We start from the raw sequence: 22,549 nt of genomic DNA on the forward strand, positions 1-22,549 counted from the left end.
CCGGTCTTGACAGTTCGGCGTTCCGAACTTTAGGTGGGTGGAATGGCCGGAAGTTGCGCGGAGGTAAAACGAGACGGTGCTCAAGAATCAGCCTTGACGTGCGGATAATGCGATTGTAGGTTCGGAGCCAAGCCCTCTTTGGGGAGGTTTGGAAATTGACTCCGATCATTCACCATTTAGGTTTGAATGAGAATCATCAGCCGATGTTGCCCGGAGTGCGCGACGCACTGGCGGGTTCCCTCTCCGACGTCAACCTGACCGGCGACGCGCTCGCCGCGGGACTCGAGCGGCGACTCGCCGCGCACGTGGGCACGGCCCCGGGCAGGGTCGTGGCGGGTGCCGGGTCCGGCGCCCTGCTCCAGCAGTTCCTCACCGTGCACAGCGGGCCGGGCACGACCGTCGTGCACGCCTGGCCGTCCTTCGACCTCTACCCCCTGCTGATCCGCAACGCCGGCGCCGAGCCGGTGGCCGCCCCCGGTCACCCGGACGGGCGGCAGGACCTCGGCGCCCTCGCCGCGGCCGTGACCGCCGACACCCGCGTTGTGCTGGTGTGCAACCCGAACAACCCGACCGGCGAGGTGCTCGGCGAACCCGAGTTGAGGTCGCTTCTCGCCGCACTGCCGGAGCACGTGCTCGTCCTGGTCGACGAGGCTTACCGCGAGTTCGCGGACCCCGTGGCCATCGCCGACGCGACAACGTTGTCAGACGACCCGCGCGTGGCCGTGGTGCGCACGTTCTCGAAGTCGCACGGGCTGATCGGCCTGCGCGTCGGCTATCTCGTCGGAAGCGAGGAGGTGGTCGGGCCGCTGCGGAGGATGGCGCCGTTCTACCGCGTGCCGACCATCGCGCAGACAGCCGCTGTCGCCGCGCTCGACGCGGACGAGCGGATGCGTGCGCAGTGCCGTGAGGTCGCGGCGGAACGGGACCGGGTCCGCTCCGGGCTGCTGGAGCTGGGCTTCGACGTCCCGCCCAGCGGCGGCAACTACCTGTGGGTGCGGCTCGGGCCGCGCAACGAGGAGTTCATCGCGCGGCTGGCCGCGCACGGCGTGGGCGTCCGCGAGGTCGCGGGAGGCGTGCGGGTGAGCACCGGCCTGCCCGAGGCCAACGACGCCGTGCTCGCCGCGGCCGCCGGGTTCGCGGCGGAGCACGCCGGGGAGACGGCCGGGAGTCTGCTCGTCGGGGAGGCCGTGGGATGACCGGAACGATCAGCACGACCCTGCCCGCCGACGACCGGTCGGAGGCGATCAAGGCCGCCCTCGTGCGCCGGCACGCCGCGTCGGGTGACCGGCTCTGCGAGATGGCCCGCTACGCGGTGGCGGCGCCGGGGAAGCTGTTGCGCCCCTTGATGCTCATGGCCGCGGCGGAGGCGGTGGGCGGGTCGGCCGACGTCGCGCTGCCCGCCGCGGTGGCGGTCGAGCACCTGCACGTGGCGTCGCTGGTGCACGACGACATCATCGACGGCGACGACGAGCGCAGGGGCCGTCCGTCGGTCCAGGCGCACTACGGCGTCGCGGAGGCCATCGTCGCCGGGGACGCCCTGCTGTTCGACCTGTTCGCCGCCGTCTCCGAGTCCTCGGCACCTCCTCGGGTCGTGCTCGCGGTCGTGAGCGAGTTCGCCCGCGCCGGTGTCGACCTGTGCCGCGGCCAGGTGCTGGAGTCGCTGATGACCCCGCCGGCGGCGGGCAGGAGCGGCAGCGCGCTGGAGGAGTACTTCGGCGTCGCCGAGAACAAGACGGGCGCGCTGTTCCGCGCGGCCTGCCGGGCGGGCGCGCTGCTCGGCGGTGGTTCGGCCGAGCAGGCCGAGCTGCTCGGCGAGTACGGCCACCACACCGGCGTCGCGTTCCAGATGTTCGACGACCTCCTGCCGTACCTGGCTTCCCGCTCGGGCAAGCCGGACGTCAGCGACGCCGCGAACCTCAGGCCGACCTGGCCCGTGCTGCTCGCGCACCGCACGGGCACGGCCGAGCACCGCCAGGCCGTCGAGACCGCGCTGTCGGGCGCGCTCGATCCGGCGGAGACCCTGGAGCTGCTGAGGTTCGCCGTCGCCGGCAGCGGTGCGCTCATGATCGCCCGCCGCGGTGCTCACGACCGCGTCCGGCTCGCCGTGGCACGGCTGGGCGAGCTGCCGGGCGCCGCCGCGGCGAACCGGCTCGCGGCCATCGCCGAGATCGCCGCCGACCGTGACTGCTGAGCTGCGTGCGCCGGTCCACCTCGGGCGGGTGGCGCTGGCGCATTGGCAGACCTGGCGGCCCTACACCACCTGCTACCCGGCGATGCTGGGCCTCGCCGGGGTGCTCGTGGCGGGTGGCGACCGGCCGGGGCAGATCGCCGTCGCGGTGGCGGCGCCGGTGCTGGGCTGGATCTCCGGGCACTACCTCGGCGACCACGTCGACCGGCACCTCGACGCGATCGCGAAACCGCAGCGCCCCATCCCGTCCGGCAGGCTCTCGCCGCGCCTCGCGCTCGTGGCCGGGATCGCCTGCGCCCTGGCGTCCCTGCTCGTCGCGGTGTGGCAGAACTGGCACACGGTGCCGGTGTTCGTGCTGGCGATGACCGGGGTCGTGGCCTACAGCGCCGTCTTCAAACGGCGGGGGCTCAGCGGGAACCTGTGCCGGGGCGTGCTGTCGGCGCTCGCGCTGGTGGTCGGCGCGATGGCGGCGGCGCCGTGGCCGCCGCTCGCGTTGCTGCCGGTGGCGCTCGGGTTCCTGTTGCACGACACCGCGTCCAACCTGATCGGCACGGTCCGCGACGTCGACGGCGACCGGGCGGGCGGCTGCCGGTCCGTGCCGGTGCGGCACGGCGTCGCCGTCGCGGTCCGGCTCGCGTCGGCGCTGTGGCTCGCGGGCACGGCGCTGGTCGGCGCGGGCGCCCTCGTCGCGCACCGGCCGGGGGACCAGCTCCTGCTGGTGGCCGTCGCACTGGTGATGGGCGTGGCCGCGTTGCGGGTGGTCCGCCCGGAGGGGCTGACCGCGAGACGGGCGTTGCGTTCGCACGAGCTGTTCGTCGCGGAACGGCTGGTGCTCACCGCCGCGGTGGTGGCGGGCGTGGCGGGCGCCGGTACCGCGCTGCTCGTGCTGGCGCCGGTGCTCGCGTTCTCGCTGGTGTTGCAGAACCGGATGCGGTCGCGGCACGAGTTTCCCGACGAGTCGACCAAGCAGGGGGAGAGGGCATGACATCGGTGCACACCGGCACGGTCCAGGAGCTGAAGACAGCCGTGGAGGAAGGCGCAGGGGCGCTGTTCGAGGCGCAGCGCCCGGACGGCGTCTTCGACTACGGGTCGACCGTCCTGCGGTCGACGCTCGCGACGGCGGGGGCGGTCGCCGCGCTGCACTTCGCCGATCCGGGCGGCGCCGCCGACCTGATCACGGCGGGCGTGGCGCGGCTGCGGTCCACCCGCAACGACGACGGCGGCTGGGCGATGGTCCCCGGCCTCGCGAGTGAGCCGGGACCGACGGCGGTCGCGGCGGCGGCGTTGCACATCGCCGACCCGGAAGGCAGCGCGGAGGACGTGTCGGCGGGGCGGCGCTGGATGGACGGCTACGGCGGCCTGGAAGCGATCCCGCACCCCGAGGTCGTCCTGTGGTGCCGCCAGTTCTACGGCTTCGCCGGCTGGCTCGCACCCGAGAAGATGCGCCGGTTCCCGCTGGAGCTCGCGCTGCTGCCGGGGCTGTACCGGCGCCTGTTCGACCTGCGGCTGCCGATGGCGTCGGCGCTGGGGCTCGCGCAGACCCGCCACCGGCCGCTCACCCGGCTGCAGCGCGGGCTGGCGCGCTGGGCCGAACCCCGGGCGCTGCTGGTGATCCGGCAGGCGTTCGAGCACGAGGGCTCGCAGGGCTCCTGGTCGGAGGACGCGTGGGTGACCGGTCTCGTCTGCGCCGGGCTGGCGCGTGCCGGGCTGGGGCAGGACATGGTGGAGGCCGCCGTCGGGTGGTTCCGCCGCACCATGCACCCCGACGGCTCGTGGTCGTCGACCCCGCTCGACGGCGCCTGGACGATGTACGCGGTGCGCGGCCTGATCGAGGCGGGCCGAGGCGACGACCCGAGGCTGACGGCCTCGCGGAACCTGTTCGTGCGGCTGCAGCAGCACCGGCCGTTCCTCGCCTTCGGCTGCCCGCCGGGGTTCTGGGGCTGGTCGGGTGAGCACGGCTGGCCCGCGGTGCTGGAGACCGGCGAGATCGTCTCCGTGCTCGCGAAGCTGCCGGGACGCGAGCAGGCCGACGCCGTGCGCATCGGCGCGAACTGGCTGACCGATCGTCAGGACAGCCGCGGTTCGTGGGGTTTGTGCGTGCGCGACACCAAGGTCGCCAACAGCGGTCCGTGCCCGATGACGACCGCTCAAGCCGTCGACGCGCTGCTCGACGCCGGGGTTCGGGCCGACGACAAGCGGATCCGGCGGGCGCTGAAGTGGCTTGCCTCGGCACAGCTGCCGGACGGCGGCTACGAGTCGGTCTGGTACCGCGAGCACACGATGGGCACCGCGGCGGTGCTGGAGACCTTCGCCCGGTGCGGTGTCGCCGACGAGGAGCCCGCGCGCCGGGCTCGGGCGTGGCTGCTCCAGGCGCGCAACGCGGACGGGTCGTGGGGCGACGGGCACGGTGCCGCCGGGACGGTCGAGGAGACCGGCTGGGCCGTCTCCTCGCTGATCGCGGCGGAGGGCGTCTCGGACGCCGTCGAGCAGGGCACGCGCTGGCTGCTCGACGCCCGCACGCCCGGCGGCGGGTGGACGCCGGAACCGGTGCACGAGTACGTGCGGCGGGTCAGCCGGTACGCCAACCCCGGGTTCACGCAGGGGATGGCGTTGCGGGCACTGGGCCGGCGGCTGGCGGTGGGCCGGTGAACGCCCCCGACGTCGTGGTCTGCGGGGCGGGCGTCGCGGGACTGGCGGCTGCCGTGGCGCTCGGCCGGCTCGGCAGGAAGGTCCTCGTCCTGGAGAAGACGCCCGTACCCGCCCCCGTGGCGAAAGGGGAGGTGCTGCAACCGGGGTCGATCGCGATCCTGCACCGCTGGGGTGTGATCGACCGGCTGGAGCAGGCGGGCGGGGTGCGGTTGTCACGGCTCGTCGTGCGTTCGTCGGACGGACGGCCGCGGATGTTGCTCGACTACGACAAGCTGCCCGCGGAACGACCGTGGCTGCTGGCGCACGACTACCAGGTCATCCTCGACAAGCTCGCCGAGTCGTTGCCGGACAGCGTCGAGGTTCGGCGGGGCGTACGGGTCCACGAGCCGTTGCTCGCCGACGGCCGCGTGGTCGGGGTGCGGTGCGACGACGGGGACGTTCCGGCGTCGCTCGTCGTCGCGGCGGACGGGATGTCGTCACGGCTCCGTGCCGCCGTAGGGCTGACGACACGGCGTGAGGACTACCCGCACCGGCTCGCCGCGTTCGAGCTGCACGACGTGGACGAGGTGGAGCAGGACTTCTCCGCCTACGTCGCCGGAGGGCTGCGGTTGCACTATCCGTTGCCAGGCAAGAGGGTCCGGCTCTACGTGCAGGTCGCGCCGGACGAGCTGCGCGGCATCGGCCAGGACGGCCTGCGCCGCTGGGCAGGCGGCGTGCTGGCCGGATGTCCGGGGCTCGAACCGATCGCCGAGCCGTTCCTCGCGGCGCTGGACCGCAGGCAGGTGCTGCCGGTCTCGCGGTCGATGGCGGACACCCTCGTCGCACCGGGGTTCGCGCTCGTCGGCGAGAGCGGCCACAGCGTGCACCCGATGGCGGCCCAGGGCATGAACAGCGCCATCGCGGACGCGCACGAGCTGGCGACGGTGCTGCGGCAGGGCGGAACGCTCGCGCCCACCGTCGTGGACCACGCGTTGCGCCGCTACGACGAGACCCGCCGCGCCAACCTCGTCCACATCGGACGGACGAGCCACAACGCGGCGCGGATGATCACGACCGGCTCGTGGGTGGGCAAGCGCGCGCTCGCCGGAACCGGTGGCAACGCCCGCATCCGGCACGAGGTCATGCACACGATGTCCGGCCTCGGCGTGCGGAAGCTGTCGCTGGTCGACCGGCTGCACCAGGCGAAGCTGCTGCCCGACCCGCGGGCGGACCGGCTCCCGGCGTGGACCCGATGAGCGCCACCGGGTCCCGGCTCCCCGCGGAGGGAGCCGGGACGGCGGGGTCACGCGCGGGTGTACTCCAGCACCACCAGGCCGTGCGCGCCCTCGGTGCGTCCGAGCCTGGTCAGCCCGGCGTCGGCGGCGAGCTTGTCGAAGTCCTCCGCACGGCGTTCCCTGCCACCGAGCAGGGTGAGCGACTGGAGGTCGAACGACGAGTTGTTCTTCGCGTGCTCCTCACCGGCCATCACCTCCACGACGAGGACACGGCCCTCCGCGGGCACGGCCTCCGCGCACCGGCGGAGGATGCGGGTGGCGTCCGCGTCGCCCCAGTCCGTCAGCACGCGGGAGACGACGAAGACGTCGTAGCCGGGAGGCAACGGGTCGAAGAAGCTGCCGCCGACGAACTTCGCCCTGTCGCCGAGCGGGGCGAGGAGCTCCTCGGCCTCCGGCCGGACCTCCGGCAGGTCCAGCACGGCACCGGCCAGGTGCGGGTGGGCGGACAGCACCGCCTCCAGCAGCGCCCCGGTGCCGCCGCCGACGTCGATCACGCTCGACACGGCGCTCCAGTCGTGGCCGCGCGCGACCTCGGGGCCGGTCTGCCAGGCGAACCCGGCCATCGTCGCCCCGAAGAACACCCGCAGCGCCTCGTCCTCGCGGTAGTCGGACCAGAAGTCCTTGCCGTGCACGGTGCCGTAGCCCGACCGGCCGGTGCGCACGGAGTGCGGCATGCCGGCGTAGGCGAGGTCCATCTTCAGGCCGGGGCCGTCGGCGTCGAGCCACTGCCGCAGCAGCGCGTTGCTCTCGTCGAGCAGCGCCCGCGACACGCCGGTGAGCCCGTGCACGCCCTCGCTCTCGCTGAACAGCCCGACGCCGACCAGGTGCCGCAGCAGGCGGCCCAGCGCGTCCTGGTCGGCGCCGCTGGCCCGCGCCAGCTCCTCGGTCGTGGTGTGCCCGTCGCGCACGAGCTCGGGGAGCTTCAGCGCGACCGCGGTGCGGACGGCGAAGGGGGTGGCGAGGTCGACGAGGGCGGCGAGAGCGGTGGTGTCACTGGTCACGGTCGTCCTTTCGGAAATGGCCCGCAGGGGAGCACTTCGTTCTTCGAAGATGGCATGGAAAGCAGTTCCGGGCAATAGTCGGATCGCGTTCTCCTCTCCATTCCGCGGCTCGCGGAGTGGTTATCAGGAATGGGTGAAAAACAATGGCTGAACTCGACGTGCGACCTCTGACCGGTGCGCTCGGGGCCGAGATCCGCGGCGTCACGCTCGCCGAGGTCGACGACGCGCTCTTCGAACAGATCCACCAGTTGCTGCTCGAACACCTCGTGCTGTTCTTCCGCGACGCCGCCGGCCTCTCGCCCGCCGACCACAAGGCGTTCGGCAGCCGGTTCGGCCCTCTCGAGGTGCACCGGCTCCTGCCGAAGCTCCCCGAGCACGACGAGATCGTGGTGCTCGACTCGGACCAGGGCGCGAAGGCCGACGTGTGGCACACCGACGTCACCTACGCCCAGTCGCCGCCCATCGCCTCGATCCTGCAGATCGTGACTTCTCCCGAAGTCGGCGGTGACACGATGTGGAGCAACCAGTACCTCGCCTACGAAGCGTTGTCCGAGCCCATCCGGGAGCTCGTGGACGGCCTCACGGCGGTGCACGTCCTCGAATTCGGTGATTTCCGCAGCGAGGCCGAACATCCGGTCGTGCGCGTGCACCCGGAAACCGGGCGGCGTTCGTTGTACGTCAACCGGATGTTCACCAAACGAATTCCGCAGCTGGCCTCGGAAGAAAGCGCCGCGTTGCTCGGGCACCTGTTCAACGTGTCCGAGAGCCCGCAGCGCGTGTGCCGGTTCCGGTGGAACGAGGGCGCCGTCGCGGTCTGGGACAACCGCGCCACCCAGCACTACGCCGTCAACGACTACACGGCCCGCCGCGTCGGCTACCGGGTCACCGTGCTCGGCGACGAGCCCAAGGGCGACGGGCCGCGCTGGCCGCACCACCAGGTCACCGGCATGAGCGCCACCGCGGTCAAGGACTGAGCGCCGTGGACGACACCGCATTCATGGACCTGTACTGGCGCAACCCCCACGCCGCGCTGGAGCTGGCGCGGGAGAACACGCCGGTGCGGGAGACGCCGTTCGAGATCGGCCCGACGTGGCTGGTCACCCGGTACGACGACGTGCGCGCGGGTCTCGCCGACCCGCGGCTGGTCAAGGACTACCGCAACACGTTGCCGGAGGAGGAACGCGCGTCCGCGCCGCCGGGCCTGCCCGCGCCGATGTCGCACATGCTGACCTCGCTCGACCCGCCGGACCACACCCGGCTGCGCAGGCTGGTCACCCAGGCGTTCACGGCCCGCCGCGTCGCGGTGCTGCGCCCGAGGCTGGAGTCCGTGGCGAAGGACCTGCTGTCCGCGCTGCCCGTGGACCGGCCGGTCGACCTCGTCGCCGGGTACGCGATCTCGCTGCCGATGGAGGCGATCTGCGAGCTGATCGGCGTGCCGGAGCTGGACCGCGAGGACTTCGCGCACTGGTCCACGGTGCTGATCGACGAGTGCCCGGAGGAGGAGATGATCCACGCCTCCCAACGCCTCGCCGACTACCTGGGCGGGCTGGTGGCGCTGCGCCGGGAGAAACCCGACGACGCGCTGCTCTCGGGGCTGATCGCGGCGTCGGAGAGCGGGGAGACGCTGTCGGACCTGGAGATCGTCGCGATGGCGATGCTCCTGCTGATGGCGGGCCACGAGACCACGGCGGTGTTCATCACCAACAGCGTGCGGGTCCTGCTGGCGGACCCGGAGGCGTTGACGCTGCTGAAGAACGGCTCCGCGGCGGACCTGGTCGAGGAGCTGCTGCGGTGGGTCTCGCCCGCGCTGAACGCGTCGCTGCGGTTCGCCACGGAGGACCTGGAGATCAGCGGGGTCCGCATCCCGCGCGGCGCGTCGGTGACGCTCTCGACCGGGGCGGCCAACCGCGACCCGCGCCGGTTCGCCGACCCGGCCCGCCTCGACCCCGGCCGGGACGCCTCCGGGCACATCGCGTTCGGGCACGGCATCCACCGCTGCCTGGGCGCCGCCCTGGTGCGGCTGGAGGCCGACGTGGCGCTGACCGCGCTGTTCGAGCGGTTCCCGGACATCCGGGCGGCCGTCCCCGAGGAGGAGCTGTCGTTCCGGCGCAGCGTGCACGTCCACGCGCCGAGGACCTACCCGGTCGTGCTCGGCCCGCCGGCGCTCGGCTGACCGTCCGCGGGGACCTCCCGTTCGCGTGGAGGTCCCCGCGTGCACCGGTCAGGACGGGCGTGGGGCGTGGTCGCGCAGCCACTCCTGGCCGATCTCGCGGCCGTCCGGCACCAGCGGCCAGTCCGGGTCGCCGATCCTGTCCCGCAGCTCGTCCACGTCCATCCAGCCGCCCCAGGCGACCTCCTCCGGCTGGTGGGTGAACGGGCCGTCGGTGCGCGCCTCGTAGACCCATGCGTGGTAGCGGGTGAGGTCGTTGACGTACCGGGTCGTGAACAGCTCCTTCAACGGCACCTCGACGCCCAGCTCCTCGCGGAGCTCGCGGGCCGCCGCCTCGTCCGGGGTCTCCCCGGCGTCGATCACGCCGCCCGCGGTGCAGTCGTAGAGGCCGGGGAAGACGTCCTTGGTGTCCGTGCGGCGGTGGACGTAGACCCTCCTGCCGTCGAGCGACAGCACGACGATCGTCGCGCAGCCGTGCCAGAGGTTCTCCGCGCGCATCCGCTCGCGCGTGACCTCGCCGATCACGTTCGCGTCCTCGTCGTAGAGGTTGATCATCCCGGGGTCCTCCTGTGGTCGTACGCCGGCTTGCTACCGCAGTCCGACGCCCGCTGATCACCGTCCTTCCTACCTTCGTGACCGTCAGACGTCACCGAGGAGGATTCGTGTCCACTTCCCTGCGGCTCGGCGTCGCCGAGTTCCGCGCCCGGCCCGGCCGCGCGCTGCTGCCCGGCGTCGCGCTCGTCGTCGGCGTGGCCTGCCTGCTGGCCGCGCTGGTGCTGAGCGACGCGCTCACCCGCTCGGTCGACGAGGGCGCGCCGCTCACACCGTCCTCGGTCGGACACGTCGTGCAGGTCAAGCCGCAGCCCTACAGCGACGACCCCGCCGTGCGGGCCGCCCGCCCGCGGCTCGACGACGCCCTGCTCACCCGGCTCTCCGCAGTCGGCCGTGCGGTGCCCGTGCAGACGGCGCAGGCGGACCTGCTCGACAGCACCGGCAGGGCCGGGCAGAAGCGGGCCGACGTGCACGTCCAGCAGCCGGATCTGGCGCACTGGCCGCTGGAGTCGGGCAGGCAGCCCGCAGCCGGCGGCGAGATCGCCGTGGACAAGCTCACCGCGTACGACCGCGGCCTGAAGCCCGGTGACCGGGTCTCGCTCGCCGCCGCGGACGGCGAGCCGTTCGAGGTCACCGTCAGCGGTGTCCTGAAGAAGGGCGGGATCGACTCCTACCCGGTGCTCGTCGCGGGCCCGGACCTCGTGCGCAAGATCGACCCCGAGCCCGTCACCGACAAGGTCTGGGTGCTCGGCGGCACCCGCGCCGAGGTCCAGGCCGCCGCGGGTGACGCCTACGGCGCGTGGGACCCCGATCCCGACGCCGGCAAGGTCGGCAACGACCTGAAGTTCTTCCTGCTGCCGTTCAGCGTGCTCGCGCTCGCGACCGCGGTGTTCGTCGCCGCCGCGACGTTCCGCGCCGTCTATGCCCAGCGTCAGCGCCAGACGGCGTTGTTGCGGTGCATCGGCGCCCAGCGCGGGCCGCTGGTGCGCAGGAGTCTGCTCGAAGCTTTGGTGACCGGTGCCGTCGCGGGCATCGGCGGCGCGCTGCTCGGCGGGCCGATGGCGTGGCTGCTCGCCAGGACGTTCGACGTCACCGGCATCTCCGCCCTGTTCGGCGCGGTCGAGCTGAGCCCCGACCTGCTGCCGTCGCTCGGCTACGTGGTCCTGGGCGTCTGCGTCTCCGCCGTGCTGTCGGTCGTCGCCGCCGTCCGGCCCGCCCTCAACGCCGCCCGCGTGTCGCCGCTCGCCGCGCTGCGCGACGCGGACAGCGAGATGCCGACCCGGTCCGTGCGCCGCCTCCGGCTCGTGTTCGGCCTGCTGTTCACCGGTGGCGCCGTGCTGCTCGTGCTCCTCGCGATGGCGGCCAGGAGGTCCGCGGCCGGACCGCTCGCCATCACGTTCTCCGCGATCGCCGCGGTGACGGGCCTGTTCTGGATCCTCGGCCCGGTCACAGTCCCGTTCATCGCGCGGCTGTTCGGCAAGATCGGCGGCACCCAGTGGAAGCTCGCGGGAGCCGAGGTGCGCAGGATGCCGCAGCGGTCGGCGTCGGTCGCGCTGCCGCTGCTGCTGGCCAGCTCGATGGTGACGTTCTTCCTGGTCCTGCTGGGCACCGCCCAGGAGATGACCACCACGCTCGCCAACGAGGAACGCCCGGACGCCACCGTCGTGGACGCGGGCGACCGGCCGCTGCCGCCGATCCCCGCCCAGGACGGCGTGGCCGCCAGCGTCCTGCTGCACGAGGCGGAGCACGCCGCCGGCGCCGAACCCGAGGACTTCAAGAACTGGCTCAAGGCGCAGAACGTGGCGGGCGCCGAACGGTTCGCCGAGGGCACCGCGATCGTCCCCGACCACCTCTCGGACGAGAAGTTCGTCGACAGCGGCGGCAAGCGGTACGAGATCGTCGGGACCGTGCCCGGCACCCTCACCGGCTTCCAGCCGGTCCTCGGCGGCGTCACCTCGGGACCGGCGGTGAAGATGCTGGTCGCGCTCGACCAGGGCACCGACCCGGCCACGTTCCGGACGCGCCTGCAGGCCGCCCTGCCCGCCAACCCGACGGTCGTCGTGGAGACCGACGCCGACGAGCGCGCCGAGGCGGAGCGGATCATGCACCTCGGCACCGTGCTGATGATGGTCCTGCTCGGCCTGTCCGTGGCGGTCGCCGTGACCGGCATCGGCACCGCGCTGACCATCTCCGTGCAGGAAAGGCGCAAGGAGCTCGCGCTCAGGCGCGCCCTGGGCGTCACTCAAGGCGGTCTGCAGGGCGGCGTCATCGCCGAGGCGGTCATGCTCGCCCTCGTCGGGGTGATCGGTGGCGGCGTGCTCGGCTACGGGTACGCGGCACTGGCCGTCTTCGTCACCGGCATCCCGTTCGTCCTGCCGGGCGCCGGGGTGGCGTTGCCGCTGGTCATCGGGGCCGTGGGGGTCGTGGCGCTGGCCGTGGTGGCCGCGTTCGGGCCCTCCCGCGGCGCCGCCCGGATCAGGCCCGCCGCGGGACTGGCCTCCGGCTGAGCCGTGACGAGCCGTCCCCGCGCGGGTAGCCCGCCAGGGGACGGCTCGCACGTGCGACGTTCGAGCCGCGCTCACCACATTGTCGGGTCTAGGTCGTAGGGTGTGGCGTATGCGGCGGATCATGGGAACCGAGGTCGAGTACGGCATCGCGGTGCCGGGCGACGCGACCGCGAACCCGGTGCTCACTTCGACACAGGTGGTGCTCGCGTACGCGGCGGCGGCGGACATACCGCGCGCCAGGCGTGCCCGGTGGGACTACGAGGTGGAGTCACCGCTGCGCGACGCGCGCGGGTTCGACCTGGGCAGCCCCGGCGGCCACCCCGCGGACTCCGACGTGGAGGACCTCGGCGCGGCCAACGTCATCCTTACCAACGGAGCGCGGCTCTACGTCGACCACGCCCACCCGGAGTACTCCGCCCCCGAGGTCACCAACGCGCGCGACGCCGTGATCTGGGACAAGGCGGGGGAGCGGATCATGGAGGAGGCCGCGCTCAAGGCCGCCACCGTGCCCGGCCAGCCGCGGCTGCAGCTCTACAAGAACAACGTCGACGGCAAGGGCGCGTCGTACGGCACGCACGAGAACTACCTGATGCAGCGGTCGACGCCGTTCACGGCCGTCATCGCGGGCCTCACGCCGTTCTTCGTGTCGCGCCAGGTCGTCACCGGCTCCGGCCGGGTCGGCATCGGCCCGTCCGGCGAGGAGCCCGGCTACCAGCTCTCGCAGCGCTCCGACTACATCGAGGTCGAGGTCGGCCTGGAGACGACGCTCAAGCGCGGCATCATCAACACCCGCGACGAGCCGCACGCCGACGCGGACAAGTACCGCCGCCTGCACGTCATCATCGGCGACGCGAACCTGGCCGAGTACTCCACGTACCTCAAGGTCGGCACGACGTCGCTGGTCCTGGACATGATCGAGGCCGGCCAGCGGTTCGACGACCTGCGCCTGGTCGACCCGGTGCGCGCGGTGCACCACATCAGCCACGACCCGACGCTCAAGACCAAGGTCGAGCTGACCGGCGGCCGCAAGTTCACCGGCCTCGACCTGCAGTTCGCCTACCACGAGCGGGCCACCGCCTTCGTCGAGAAGGAGGGCGTCGGCGACCGCGAGGTGCTGCGCGTGTGGGGCGAGGTGCTCAACGACCTGGCCCAGGACCCGGCGCTGTGCGCGGACCGCCTCGACTGGGTCGCCAAGCTGCGGCTGCTCGAGGGCTACCGGCAGCGCGACGGCCTCGCCTGGGGCTCCGCCCGGCTCAACCTGGTCGACCTGCAGTACTCCGACGTCCGCCTGGACAAGGGCCTCTACAACCGCCTGGTCGCGCGCGGCTCGATGAAGCGCCTGGTCAGCGAGGAGGAGGTCCGCGAGGCCATCACCACGCCGCCGGAGGACACGCGGGCGTACTTCCGCGGCCGGTGCCTCGAGCGGTACCCGAGCTCCGTCGCGGCCGCGTCGTGGGACTCGGTGATCTTCGACCTCGGTCGTGAGTCACTCGTGCGGATTCCGACGCTCGAACCGCTGCGCGGGACGAAAGCGCACGTCGGAGCGCTGCTGGAGGCTTCGGACACCGCCGAGCAGCTGGTGGACGCGCTCACTCGTGGGTGATCGTCTACCCGAGTGGCTCACTATTTTTGTCGGTGCCGCTGGGTAGTGTTCTTGTCAGGCGAGTCAGTGGGAGGCCGAGATGTCCCAGGAACAGCAGCAGCGCCAGGGCGGTGGCGACGGCGACGACGGTGCCGAGGGCGCTGCCGGAGCCGGTCAGGAACGCCGCGAGAAGCTCGGTGAGGACGTGGACGCGATCCTCGACGAGATCGACGACGTGCTCGAGGAGAACGCGGAGGACTTCGTCCGCGCATACGTGCAGAAGGGTGGTCAGTAGGCCCTCGGCGGGCCTGCCGACCACCTCGGGGACGGGAGAACAACCAACACATGGACAACAGCTCGACCGGGCGTTACCCGGCCGCGGCGCTGCCGGCGGCGTACCTCACGCCGGGCTCGTCATCGTTCACGGACTTCCTGCGCGCACAGGCACCCGAGATGCTGCCCAGCGGCAGGAAGCTCCCCGACGGGGCCGTCCAGGCCCCGCACGGGACGACGATCGTCGCCGCCACCTACAAGGGCGGCGTGGTGATCGCCGGTGACCGGCGCGCGACCATGGGCAACGTCATCGCCCAGCGCGACATGAAGAAGGTCTTCGTGACCGACGACCACTCGGCCGTCGGCATCGCGGGGACCGCGGGCATCGCGATCGAGATCGTGCGCCTGTACGCCGTCGAGCTGCGGCACTACGAGAAGATCGAGGGCGTGCCGCTGTCGTTCGACGGCAAGGCGAACCGCCTCTCGGCGATGATCAGGGGCAACCTCGACGCGGCCATGGCCGGCCTCGCCGTGGTGCCCCTGTTCGCCGGGTACGACACCGCCGCGGCCGACCCGGAGCGCGCGGGCCGCATCGTGTCCTACGACGTCACCGGCGGCAAGTACGAGGAGTCGCAGGGCTACCAGGCCGTCGGCTCCGGCTCGCTGTTCGCGAAGTCGGCGCTCAAGAAGCTCTACGACCCGGACGCCGACGTCGACGGGGCCGTCCGCTCGGTCGTCGAGGCGCTCTACGACGCCGCGGACGACGACTCGGCGACGGGCGGCCCGGACCCGGTCCGCCGCCTTTACCCGATCGTGGTCACGATCAACGGCGCCGACGGCGCCGTGGAGCTGCCGGAGTCCCAGGTCCAGACGATCGCCGACGCGGTCGTCGAAGGCCGCAGGTCCCGCCCCGCGGGCTGAGTCCCCCACCGGTTCGACGTCAGGAGCACCACCCATGACGATGCCGCTGTACGCATCGGCAGAGCAGGTGATGCGCGACCGCTCGGAGTACGCCCGCAAGGGCATCGCCAGGGGTCGCAGCGTCATCGTGCTGAAGTACGCGGACGGCATTCTGTTCGTCGCGGAGAACCCCTCGAGCACGCTGCACAAGGTCTCGGAGATCTACGACCGCATCGGCTTCGCCGCCGTGGGGCGGTACAGCGAGTTCGAGAACCTGCGCCAGGCGGGCATCCGGTTCGCCGACGTGCGCGGATACCAGAACGACCCGCGGGACGTCACCTCCCGTTCCCTGGCCAACGTCTACGCGACGACGCTGGGCACCTACTTCACCGAGCAGATCAAGCCGTTCGAGGTGGAGATCTGCGTGGCCGAGGTAGGGGACGTCGCCGAGGCCGACACGCTGTACCGGCTGACCTATGACGGGTCCATCGTGGACGAGCCCCAGTTCATCGTGATGGGTGGCACCGTGGACGCCGCCAACACGGCTCTGAAGGACGCCTTCGCCGACGGGTTGTCGTTGGCTGAGGCTGTTTCCATCGCGGTGAAGGCCTTGTCGGCCGGGTCTCCGTCCACTGGGAGCTCTTCTTCCGAGCTGTTGCCCGCTTCCAAGCTGGAGGTGGCGGTGCTGGAGCGGGCTCGGCCTCGGCGGGCGTTCCGCCGGATCGCCGGTGCCGCGCTGGATTCGTTGATGCCGTCCGCTGCCGGGGCTTCCGGTGATGACAAGGACGTCAAGGATGTCGAGTTGCCTGCTTCGGACGACGAGTCCAAGTAGGGCGGTGGTTTCTGGGGGCTCTGCCCCCAGACCCCGGCGATCTGATCCGGGGCCTCCACCGCGCCACGGGTTTGTGTTGATGGCACGCCTGTTCACGTTCGGCGGTTCACTGGCAGGGCGGGTCTTGTGAAGATCGCTGCTGCTGTTGTGTCCAGCAGGCCGCCGCTGCCTGCGATTACGCCTACCTGGCTCAGGGACAGGAGCTTGCGCACGTCGCGCGGCTCGAGGACGGTCACCGCGGCACCTCGATGTCGGCAGGGTCCGCCACGGGCGCTGGTTCGTGGCGGACGAGGCTTGCCTCGCAGTGGTCGAGCCAGCGCAGCTCCGCCTCGGCCTGGAAGATCATCGCGTCGAGCACCAGCCGCCACGGCAGGTCTCCGGGTTCGGTCTTGAGCCGCGTGTACTCCTGCAGCGTCTGCGTGGTGGCCGTGCGCTGGGTCGTCACGACCGCGGTGATGTCGACGCCCGGTGTGGTGAGCGCTAGGGCCAGCTTGATCGCCACCTCGTCGCGGGGGCGGTCGACGTGCAGCACCGGCGTGGCGAACCACCTCTTCAGCTCGGCGCGGCCGTGCGCGGTGATCTTGTACGGCCGCTGGCCGTCGTTCTCGGGGAGGGCGGCGACCAGGTCGTCGCGCTCCAGGCGGGACAGGGTCGTGTAGACCTGCCCGATGTTCAGCGGCCACGTGCCGCCCGTGGCGGAGTCGAACGCCGCACGCAGCTGGTAGCCGTACATGGGTCCGCGTTCGAGCAGCGCGAGCAGACCGTGCTTGACCGACATGCCTACCGAGTATGCATACCGAGTATGTTCCTGGCAAACGGTGACGCCGAAACGCGCGTGCGAGCGGGCGGGCCATCCGGAACCCTGATGGGGCTGGAGACGCGGTTTGGGGGAAAGCACGTGGTCGACACCGCGCGGGGGCGAACGGGGCGGGTGAGCCTGCTGGGAGCGCCACGCGGACCCGAAGTGCCGCGAGTGGGCGTCCGTGACTACGAGACGGCCGACGAGACGTCGTGGCTGCGCTGCCGCGTGCTCGGGTTGCTGGACACGAGCCACCACGACGACGTGTGGCAGGTCCGGCGCCGTGCGGACCTGGAACTGGTCGTCGTGGAGAACGGCGAGGTCACCGGGGTGCTCGACGTGGCGGTGCCCGGCGCCGAGGCCGTTGTCGAGTCACTGGCTGTGCTTCCGGAACATCGGCGGCGTGGCCTTGCGTCGGCTTTGCTGGCGCAGGCGGTTCGGCGGCTCAGGCGGTGTGGTGTGCGCACGCTCGAAGCGTGGGTGCGGGACGACTCCGCGTTGACATGGTTCGACCGGCGTGGGTTCGTCGAGGCGGAACGTCACCTGCGCGTGCAGGCGTCCGCGGCCGAGATGGGCATGGTGCTGAGCGCCAGGTACGGGGTGGAGCCGGTCAGCGCCGTCCTGCGGGTCGAGGCCGGGCGGGAGGCCGAGATGCGGCGGCGGTTCGAGCGCGTCCACGTGTGCCGCAAAATGGTCCTGGACGTCAGGCCGTGATGCCGGTGAGCCGCGGGATCGTCGCGGTGCGCCCGGCCATCAGCATCACCAGCGCCTCGATCGGGCCACTGATCTCGGCGCCTTCGCCGGTCGACCAGCCGGCGTCCGTCGCCACGAGGCGATGGCCCGCGAGCCGGCGGCGTGCGTGGAACGGGAAGCCGATCCGCCACAGGTCGTCCGCCACGACCATGGCGGCGTCGACCGGCATGGGGTGCTCGACGCCGAGCGGCAAAGCGATGTCCTGCGCGTGGACCAGGACGTCGAGCAGGGCGTTCTTGAGGGTCTGACCGGGTGCGAGCCGGTGGCGGCCGACGGTGCCGCGCAGCTCGGCGACGATCTCGGGCACGGGTCTGCGGGCCTCGGCCCGTGCGGTCTGGTCGACCATGCGGTTGAAGCTGCCGCGTGCCTTCACGAACGCGGCGAGCGTGCCGCCGAGGCCCATTCGCGGGCCGAGCGTCAGGTGGGCGGCGACCTCGCGGACGGTCCAGCCCTCGCACAGCGACGGGTGGGCCCACTGTGCGTCGGTGAGGCTGGTGAGCAGGTTCGCCGTGGCCGCCCGCTCGGAGTCGATCCGCTGCCACATCGTGGTGTCGTCCATGACGGGCCTCCCTTGTTTTAGTTCGAGAGGCTGACTACTTTAGTCAGAGAATCTGACCAGTACAAGGGGTGCGCGTGAATATCGGCCTGTTGCTCTTCATCCCGAACCGCGAGGTGGAGAACCGCGTCCTGGCGGCGGTCAACGCGGCGGGCTTCGACCTCACGCAGGCCCAGCAGCGGGTGCTCATGCGCGTCGGTCCCGAAGGCACGCGGCTGACGGTGCTCGCCGAGTCCGCGCAGGTCACCAAGCAGACCGCCGGGTTCCTGGTCGACCAGCTGGAGAAGGCGGGCTACGTGGAACGGGTGCCCGACCCCGCCGACGGCAGGGCCAGGCTCGTGAAGGTCACGGACAAGGCGCTCGCGGCCGTGCCCGTCGCGAACGCCGAGCTGGCCGCGATCGAGGCCGAATGGGAACGGCACCTCGGCAAGCGGCGCATGGCCCAGCTGCGCGAGGCGCTGGAACGGCTCGGCGAGATCACCGACCCGTACCGCTGAGGGACGCCGCTACGGCCGGTAGATGCCCAGCGCCGCCGCCCGCGACCGGAACCGGAAGTGGGTGGCCTTGTCACGCACCTCGCCGTCGGTGGCGATCGAGATCGGCGGCCCGTGCACCTCCACGTTCAGCGACGCCACCTCCAGGTGCCGGTACGTGCGCGAGTGCTCCAGGGCCCCGAGCAGCGCGCCCAGGAAGAACCTGGTCCGCGAGAACCGCCGGTCCGCCCGCACGTACCGCACGTCCAGCAGGCCGTCGTCCAGGCGCGGGCGCATCGTCGGAGCGAAGCCCTTCGGCCGGTACGGGCCGTTGCCGACGAACAGCAGCCACACCAGGTGCCGGTCGCCGTCGATCGTCATCTCCAGCGGCCTCGCGCGCTGCAGCACGCGGAACAGCGCCATCGCCGCCGCCGGCCACTTGCCCCAGCGCTGCTGCAGCTTCTCGCGGATGCGGACCATGTCCGGGTAGCCGCCGAGCGACGCCGTGTTGACGAACCACTGGCCGTTGACCTGCGCGAGGTCCACCCGCACGCCCACGCCGTCCGCCACGGCCTGCGCCGTGTCGTGCAGGCCGGTGATGCCCACGTCGCGGGCGAAGTGGTTCAGCGTGCCGGACGGGACGAGCACCAGCGGCAGGTCTCGCTCGGCAGCGACGGCCGCCACCGCGGCCACCGTGCCGTCGCCGCCCGCCACGCCCAGCGCCTTCGCCTCCGGCAGGTCGCCGAGGTCCTCGACCGTGACGACCTGCGCCTTCGGCCACTCCTCGACGATCCGCGGGGTCGGGTCGGGCCCGATCCCCGAGCTCGGGTTCACGACGACGACCAGGCCGTCACCGTCCTGCAGCGCCGTGAGGTCGGCGTGCTCGTAGGCCGAGGCCGGCTCGTTGACGCCGAGCGGCCACCAGCGGCGGGTGAGATACGCGGCGCCCACGCCCACCGCCGCACCCGCCACGACGTCCGTAGGCCAATGAACGCCCGTGTGAACACGTGAATAGGCGACGGCGGCGGCGAGCGGTGCCACCACGGCACCCGCCCGCGGCGATTCCAGCGCCACCGCGGTCGCGAACGCGGCGGCCGACGCGGAGTGCCCGGAAGGAAAGGACGACGAGGTCGGCCGTTTCGACAGGCGCCGTTCCGGCGGAATCAGGTCCGCGGCGGGACGGCGGCGCGGGAACAGCGACTTCCCGACCAGGTTCGCGCTGGCAGAGGCCCCGGCGATGGCCGCGAGACCCCGCAACGCGCCGCGCCGGAACGGCCCTTTCCCGGTGGCCAGGACCGCCGCCACGACGAACCACAGCAGGCTGTGGTTCGCGGCTTTCGAAAGCCGCTTCAAACCGTTGTCGAGCCTGCTCGCAGGCAGGTCGGCCGAAGCCCTCATGAGCATCTTGTCGAGCACGCTGACTCGTTTCCACACCCCGCTGACACTAAACCGCAACCGGCGCGCCGCCCGAACGGATCACCCTGCTCCGCCTGGGAGTCGCCTACTGTTGGGGTATGCAGCGGCGGATCTTCGGCATTGAGACAGAGTTCGGGGTGACCTGCACCTTCCACGGGCAGCGGCGTCTCTCCCCGGACGAGGTCGCGCGGTACCTGTTCCGCCGGGTCGTCTCCTGGGGGCGTTCCTCGAACGTCTTCCTGCGCAACGGCTCCCGGCTCTACCTGGACGTCGGCTCCCACCCGGAGTACGCCACAGCCGAGTGCGACGACCTGGCTCAGCTCGTCACCCACGACAAGGCGGGGGAGCGGATCCTCGAGGACCTGCTCGTCGACGCCGAGCGCAGACTGGCCGACGAGGGCATCGGCGGCGACATCTTCCTGTTCAAGAACAACACCGACTCGGCGGGCAACTCCTACGGCTGCCACGAGAACTACCTGGTCGCACGGGCCGGCGAGTTCTCGCGGATCGCGGACGTGCTGCTGCCGTTCCTGGTCACCCGCCAGCTGATCTGCGGCGCGGGCAAGGTGCTGCAGACGCCGCGCGGTGCCGTGTACTGCCTCTCGCAGCGCGCCGAGCACATCTGGGAGGGCGTCTCGTCCGCGACGACGAGGTCCCGCCCGATCATCAACACCCGCGACGAGCCGCACGCCGACGCCGAGCGCTACCGGCGCCTGCACGTCATCGTCGGCGACTCGAACATGTCCGAGGTGACGACGCTGCTCAAGGTGGGCAGCGCGAACCTGGTGCTGGAGATGATCGAGCAGGGCGTCCAGTTCCGCGACTTCTCGCTGGACAACCCGATCCGCGCGATCCGCGAGATCTCCCACGACCTCACCGGCCGCCGCACGGTCCGGCTGGCGGGCGGCAAGGAGGCGTCGGCGCTCGACATCCAGCGCGAGTACTTCGAGAAGGCCGTCGAGCACTGCGCGAAGCGCTCGCCGGACCCGATGGCCGACCGCGTCCTGGAGCTGTGGGGCCGCACGCTCGACGCCGTCGAGTCGCAGGACCTCACCAAGATCGACCGCGAGATCGACTGGGCCATCAAGCACCGCCTGATGGAGCGGTACATGTCCAAGCACGACATGGACCTGTCGAACCCGCGCATCGCCCAGCTCGACCTCGCCTACCACGACATCCGCCGCGGCCGGGGCGTGTTCGACCTGCTGCAGCGCAAGGGCCAGGTCGAGCGGGTGACCGACGACGGCGAGATCGAGGCCGCCAAGGACACCCCGCCGCAGACCACGCGCGCCAAGCTGCGCGGCGACTTCATCGCCGCCGCGCAGGCCGCCGGTCGTGACTTCACCGTCGACTGGGTGCACCTGAAGCTGAACGACCAGGCGCAGCGCACCGTGCTGTGCAAGGACCCGTTCCGCGCGGTGGACGAGCGCGTGGAGCGCCTCATCGCGTCGCTCTAGCGAGCTTTCGCGTCGCACGCGGGGCCCTTTCGTACTGTCACACAGTACGAAAGGGCCCCGCGTGCGGTTCCGGGGAGCAGCCGATCGGGGCTGGTGGGTGGATCGGCTGCTCCACCAGAGTGACCCGCATGAGGATCATCGCGGCGACGCTCGCCGCCTTTCTGGTTCTTCCCGGGGTCGCCGCAGCCTCGGACACCTACTGGGAGCTCAAGCCCACCGGCACGGACGCGCGGCTGCGCGGGTTGTCCGCCGTGTCGGGGAAGGTCGCGTGGGTCAGCGGCTCCAAGGGCACCGTGCTGCGCACGACGGACGGCGGCCGGTCGTGGGACTCCGTCGGGCCGCCCGGCACCGAAGGGCTGGAGTTCCGCGACATCGAGGCGTTCGACGCGCGGAACGCCGTGGCGTTGTCGATCGGCGAGGGCGAGTCGTCGCGCATCTACCGCACGTCCGACGGCGGCAAGACGTGGCGTGAGACGTTCCGCAACGACGACCCGAGGGCGTTCTACGACTGCGTGGCGTTCTTCGACCCGTTCCGCGGTCTCGCGCTGAGCGACCCGGTCGACGGCAAGTTCCGCGTGCTGCGGACGTGGGACGGCGGCCGGTCGTGGCACGTGGACGACCCGAAGGGCATGCCGGACGCGCTGCCCGGCGAATTCGCGTTCGCGGCCTCCGGGCAGTGCGTGACGACGAGCGGCAACCACGCGTGGATCGCGACCGGCGGCGGCGCGAAGGCACGGGTGCTGGAGTCGCGCGACGGCGGCCGGTCGTGGCGGGCCTCGGAGGTGCCGCTGCCGTCCGGCGAGGCGGCCGGGGTGTTCGCGGTGGCGTTCAAGACGCCCTGGCACGGGGTCGCGATCGGCGGTGACTACCTGAAGCCGACCGACCCGACGCCCGCGTTCGCCACGCACGACGCCCGCGGCTGGAAGGCCGGGACGTCGGCACCGGTCGGCTACCGGTCCGGCATCGCCTACCGCGGTCACTCGCTGGTGGCGGTCGGCCCGTCCGGCACCGACACCAGCAGGGACGGCCGGACCTGGGAAATCGCGGACACCGGCAGCTTCGACACCGTGGACTGCGCGGGCACGGCGTGCTGGGCCGCGGGGGAGAAGGGCAGGGTCGGCAGGACCTGACCGCGGCGCCGGGTCGTTTCCCGTCCGGCCCGGACGG

At 72.0% G+C, this 22,549-nt stretch carries 22 protein-coding genes; 16 read left to right on the forward strand and 6 right to left on the reverse strand.

Annotated features, from left to right (window positions below; all coding sequences use genetic code 11):
• Window positions 1–182: 182 nt before the first annotated feature.
• From BLT23_RS00475 to BLT23_RS00495, 5 genes are read left to right on the forward strand one after another with little or no spacing between them, the layout of a single operon-like run.
• On the forward strand, window positions 183–1,196 hold the full coding sequence (locus BLT23_RS00475; protein WP_281248808.1) for an aminotransferase class I/II-fold pyridoxal phosphate-dependent enzyme: 1,014 nt from the start codon (window positions 183–185) through the stop codon (window positions 1,194–1,196).
• The gene (locus tag BLT23_RS00480; protein WP_090044394.1) at window positions 1,193–2,191 is read left to right on the forward strand and encodes a polyprenyl synthetase family protein; all 999 of its coding nucleotides are present in this window, start codon (window positions 1,193–1,195) and stop codon (window positions 2,189–2,191) included. Before BLT23_RS00475 ends, BLT23_RS00480 begins: the two co-directional genes overlap by 4 nt.
• Window positions 2,181–3,173 (forward strand): UbiA family prenyltransferase, encoded by a 993-nt coding sequence (locus BLT23_RS00485; RefSeq protein WP_245743385.1) that lies wholly within the window; start codon window positions 2,181–2,183, stop codon window positions 3,171–3,173. Before BLT23_RS00480 ends, BLT23_RS00485 begins: the two co-directional genes overlap by 11 nt.
• Window positions 3,170–4,837 (forward strand): prenyltransferase/squalene oxidase repeat-containing protein, encoded by a 1,668-nt coding sequence (locus BLT23_RS00490; protein ID WP_090044396.1) that lies wholly within the window; start codon window positions 3,170–3,172, stop codon window positions 4,835–4,837. The genes BLT23_RS00485 and BLT23_RS00490 overlap by 4 nt, the downstream gene beginning before the upstream one ends.
• Complete coding sequence (locus tag BLT23_RS00495; protein WP_090044398.1) at window positions 4,834–6,072, forward strand: FAD-dependent oxidoreductase; 1,239 nt, start codon at window positions 4,834–4,836, stop codon at window positions 6,070–6,072. The genes BLT23_RS00490 and BLT23_RS00495 overlap by 4 nt, the downstream gene beginning before the upstream one ends.
• Window positions 6,073–6,119: 47 nt before the next feature.
• Here BLT23_RS00495 and BLT23_RS00500 read toward each other — a convergent pair whose 3' ends face one another.
• Window positions 6,120–7,112 carry a methyltransferase gene (locus BLT23_RS00500; protein WP_090044399.1) on the reverse strand — a complete coding sequence of 331 codons (993 nt, stop codon included), beginning with the start codon at window positions 7,110–7,112 and terminating at the stop codon, window positions 6,120–6,122.
• 143 nt (window positions 7,113–7,255) lie between these two features.
• Between BLT23_RS00500 and BLT23_RS00505 the strand changes: the two genes are divergently transcribed.
• Complete coding sequence (locus BLT23_RS00505) at window positions 7,256–8,086, forward strand: TauD/TfdA dioxygenase family protein (RefSeq protein WP_090044401.1); 831 nt, start codon at window positions 7,256–7,258, stop codon at window positions 8,084–8,086.
• A 5-nt stretch (window positions 8,087–8,091) separates the two neighbouring features.
• Window positions 8,092–9,285, forward strand: a complete 1,194-nt coding sequence (locus BLT23_RS00510) for a cytochrome P450 family protein (protein WP_245743387.1) — start codon at window positions 8,092–8,094, stop codon at window positions 9,283–9,285.
• 48 nt (window positions 9,286–9,333) lie between these two features.
• On the opposite strand, the gene BLT23_RS00515 is transcribed toward BLT23_RS00510, so the two are convergent.
• A complete protein-coding gene (locus tag BLT23_RS00515) occupies window positions 9,334–9,837 on the reverse strand; it encodes an NUDIX hydrolase (RefSeq protein WP_090044403.1) in 504 nt (167 codons plus the stop codon).
• Between the two features lie 107 nt (window positions 9,838–9,944).
• On the opposite strand from BLT23_RS00515, the gene BLT23_RS00520 reads away from it, so the two are divergent.
• The 5 genes from BLT23_RS00520 to prcA all read left to right on the forward strand — a co-directional run bounded on the left by BLT23_RS00520 (window position 9,945) and on the right by prcA (window position 15,928).
• On the forward strand, window positions 9,945–12,341 hold the full coding sequence (locus tag BLT23_RS00520) for an FtsX-like permease family protein (protein WP_090044404.1): 2,397 nt from the start codon (window positions 9,945–9,947) through the stop codon (window positions 12,339–12,341).
• 109 nt (window positions 12,342–12,450) lie between these two features.
• Entirely contained in the window at window positions 12,451–13,944 is a 1,494-nt protein-coding gene (dop, locus tag BLT23_RS00525; protein WP_090044406.1) for a depupylase/deamidase Dop, read from the forward strand.
• A gap of 79 nt (window positions 13,945–14,023) precedes the next feature.
• On the forward strand, window positions 14,024–14,218 hold the full coding sequence (locus BLT23_RS00530) for a ubiquitin-like protein Pup (protein ID WP_090044407.1): 195 nt from the start codon (window positions 14,024–14,026) through the stop codon (window positions 14,216–14,218).
• A gap of 50 nt (window positions 14,219–14,268) precedes the next feature.
• Window positions 14,269–15,117 (forward strand): proteasome subunit beta, encoded by an 849-nt coding sequence (prcB, locus tag BLT23_RS00535; protein WP_090044409.1) that lies wholly within the window; start codon window positions 14,269–14,271, stop codon window positions 15,115–15,117.
• A 34-nt stretch (window positions 15,118–15,151) separates the two neighbouring features.
• Window positions 15,152–15,928: a proteasome subunit alpha gene (gene prcA / locus BLT23_RS00540; RefSeq protein WP_090044410.1), complete on the forward strand. Its 777-nt coding sequence runs from the start codon at window positions 15,152–15,154 to the stop codon at window positions 15,926–15,928.
• 92 nt (window positions 15,929–16,020) lie between these two features.
• Here the strand turns inward: prcA and BLT23_RS40425 are convergent, their stop codons facing one another.
• The gene (locus BLT23_RS40425) at window positions 16,021–16,164 is read right to left on the reverse strand and encodes a hypothetical protein (protein WP_176946526.1); all 144 of its coding nucleotides are present in this window, start codon (window positions 16,162–16,164) and stop codon (window positions 16,021–16,023) included.
• Window positions 16,161–16,706 carry a PadR family transcriptional regulator gene (locus BLT23_RS00545; RefSeq protein ID WP_090044412.1) on the reverse strand — a complete coding sequence of 182 codons (546 nt, stop codon included), beginning with the start codon at window positions 16,704–16,706 and terminating at the stop codon, window positions 16,161–16,163. The genes BLT23_RS40425 and BLT23_RS00545 overlap by 4 nt, the downstream gene beginning before the upstream one ends.
• 195 nt (window positions 16,707–16,901) lie before the next feature.
• Between BLT23_RS00545 and BLT23_RS00550 the strand changes: the two genes are divergently transcribed.
• Complete coding sequence (locus BLT23_RS00550; protein WP_176946527.1) at window positions 16,902–17,441, forward strand: GNAT family N-acetyltransferase; 540 nt, start codon at window positions 16,902–16,904, stop codon at window positions 17,439–17,441.
• Here BLT23_RS00550 and BLT23_RS00555 read toward each other — a convergent pair.
• Window positions 17,431–18,039, reverse strand: coding sequence for a maleylpyruvate isomerase family mycothiol-dependent enzyme (locus tag BLT23_RS00555; RefSeq protein WP_090044415.1), 609 nt, complete (start codon window positions 18,037–18,039; stop codon window positions 17,431–17,433). The genes BLT23_RS00550 and BLT23_RS00555 overlap by 11 nt on opposite strands.
• Window positions 18,040–18,113: 74 nt before the next feature.
• On the opposite strand from BLT23_RS00555, the gene BLT23_RS00560 reads away from it, so the two are divergent.
• On the forward strand, window positions 18,114–18,533 hold the full coding sequence (locus BLT23_RS00560; protein WP_090045625.1) for a MarR family winged helix-turn-helix transcriptional regulator: 420 nt from the start codon (window positions 18,114–18,116) through the stop codon (window positions 18,531–18,533).
• Between the two features lie 9 nt (window positions 18,534–18,542).
• On the opposite strand, the gene BLT23_RS00565 is transcribed toward BLT23_RS00560, so the two are convergent.
• Window positions 18,543–19,913, reverse strand: a complete 1,371-nt coding sequence (locus BLT23_RS00565) for a bifunctional phosphatase PAP2/diacylglycerol kinase family protein (RefSeq protein WP_090045627.1) — start codon at window positions 19,911–19,913, stop codon at window positions 18,543–18,545.
• A 110-nt stretch (window positions 19,914–20,023) separates the two neighbouring features.
• Here BLT23_RS00565 and pafA point away from each other — a divergent pair, with 110 nt between their 5' ends.
• Window positions 20,024–21,382 carry a Pup--protein ligase gene (gene pafA, locus BLT23_RS00570; RefSeq protein ID WP_090044417.1) on the forward strand — a complete coding sequence of 453 codons (1,359 nt, stop codon included), beginning with the start codon at window positions 20,024–20,026 and terminating at the stop codon, window positions 21,380–21,382.
• A 128-nt stretch (window positions 21,383–21,510) separates the two neighbouring features.
• Entirely contained in the window at window positions 21,511–22,512 is a 1,002-nt protein-coding gene (locus BLT23_RS00575; RefSeq protein WP_090044418.1) for a beta propeller repeat protein, read from the forward strand.
• The last annotated feature ends 37 nt before the right edge of the window (window positions 22,513–22,549 follow it).

This window comes from Lentzea fradiae (assembly GCF_900100955.1).
Lineage (GTDB): Bacteria > Actinomycetota > Actinomycetes > Mycobacteriales > Pseudonocardiaceae > Lentzea > Lentzea fradiae.

Excerpts from the sequence above, each read along its gene's own strand:
- BLT23_RS00480 (WP_090044394.1), top strand. The coding sequence starts at position 1,193 with ATGACCGGAACGATCAGCACGACCCTGCCCGCCGACGACCGGTCGGAG.
- BLT23_RS00490 (WP_090044396.1), top strand. The coding sequence starts at position 3,170 with ATGACATCGGTGCACACCGGCACGGTCCAGGAGCTGAAGACAGCCGTG.
- BLT23_RS00505 (WP_090044401.1), top strand. The coding sequence starts at position 7,256 with ATGGCTGAACTCGACGTGCGACCTCTGACCGGTGCGCTCGGGGCCGAG.
- BLT23_RS00515 (WP_090044403.1), bottom strand. The coding sequence starts at position 9,837 with ATGATCAACCTCTACGACGAGGACGCGAACGTGATCGGCGAGGTCACG.
- dop (WP_090044406.1), top strand. The coding sequence starts at position 12,451 with ATGCGGCGGATCATGGGAACCGAGGTCGAGTACGGCATCGCGGTGCCG.
- BLT23_RS00530 (WP_090044407.1), top strand. The coding sequence starts at position 14,024 with ATGTCCCAGGAACAGCAGCAGCGCCAGGGCGGTGGCGACGGCGACGAC.
- prcB (WP_090044409.1), top strand. The coding sequence starts at position 14,269 with ATGGACAACAGCTCGACCGGGCGTTACCCGGCCGCGGCGCTGCCGGCG.
- prcA (WP_090044410.1), top strand. The coding sequence starts at position 15,152 with ATGACGATGCCGCTGTACGCATCGGCAGAGCAGGTGATGCGCGACCGC.
- BLT23_RS00545 (WP_090044412.1), bottom strand. The coding sequence starts at position 16,706 with ATGTCGGTCAAGCACGGTCTGCTCGCGCTGCTCGAACGCGGACCCATG.
- BLT23_RS00555 (WP_090044415.1), bottom strand. The coding sequence starts at position 18,039 with ATGGACGACACCACGATGTGGCAGCGGATCGACTCCGAGCGGGCGGCC.
- BLT23_RS00565 (WP_090045627.1), bottom strand. The coding sequence starts at position 19,913 with ATGCTCATGAGGGCTTCGGCCGACCTGCCTGCGAGCAGGCTCGACAAC.
- pafA (WP_090044417.1), top strand. The coding sequence starts at position 20,024 with ATGCAGCGGCGGATCTTCGGCATTGAGACAGAGTTCGGGGTGACCTGC.
- BLT23_RS00575 (WP_090044418.1), top strand. The coding sequence starts at position 21,511 with ATGAGGATCATCGCGGCGACGCTCGCCGCCTTTCTGGTTCTTCCCGGG.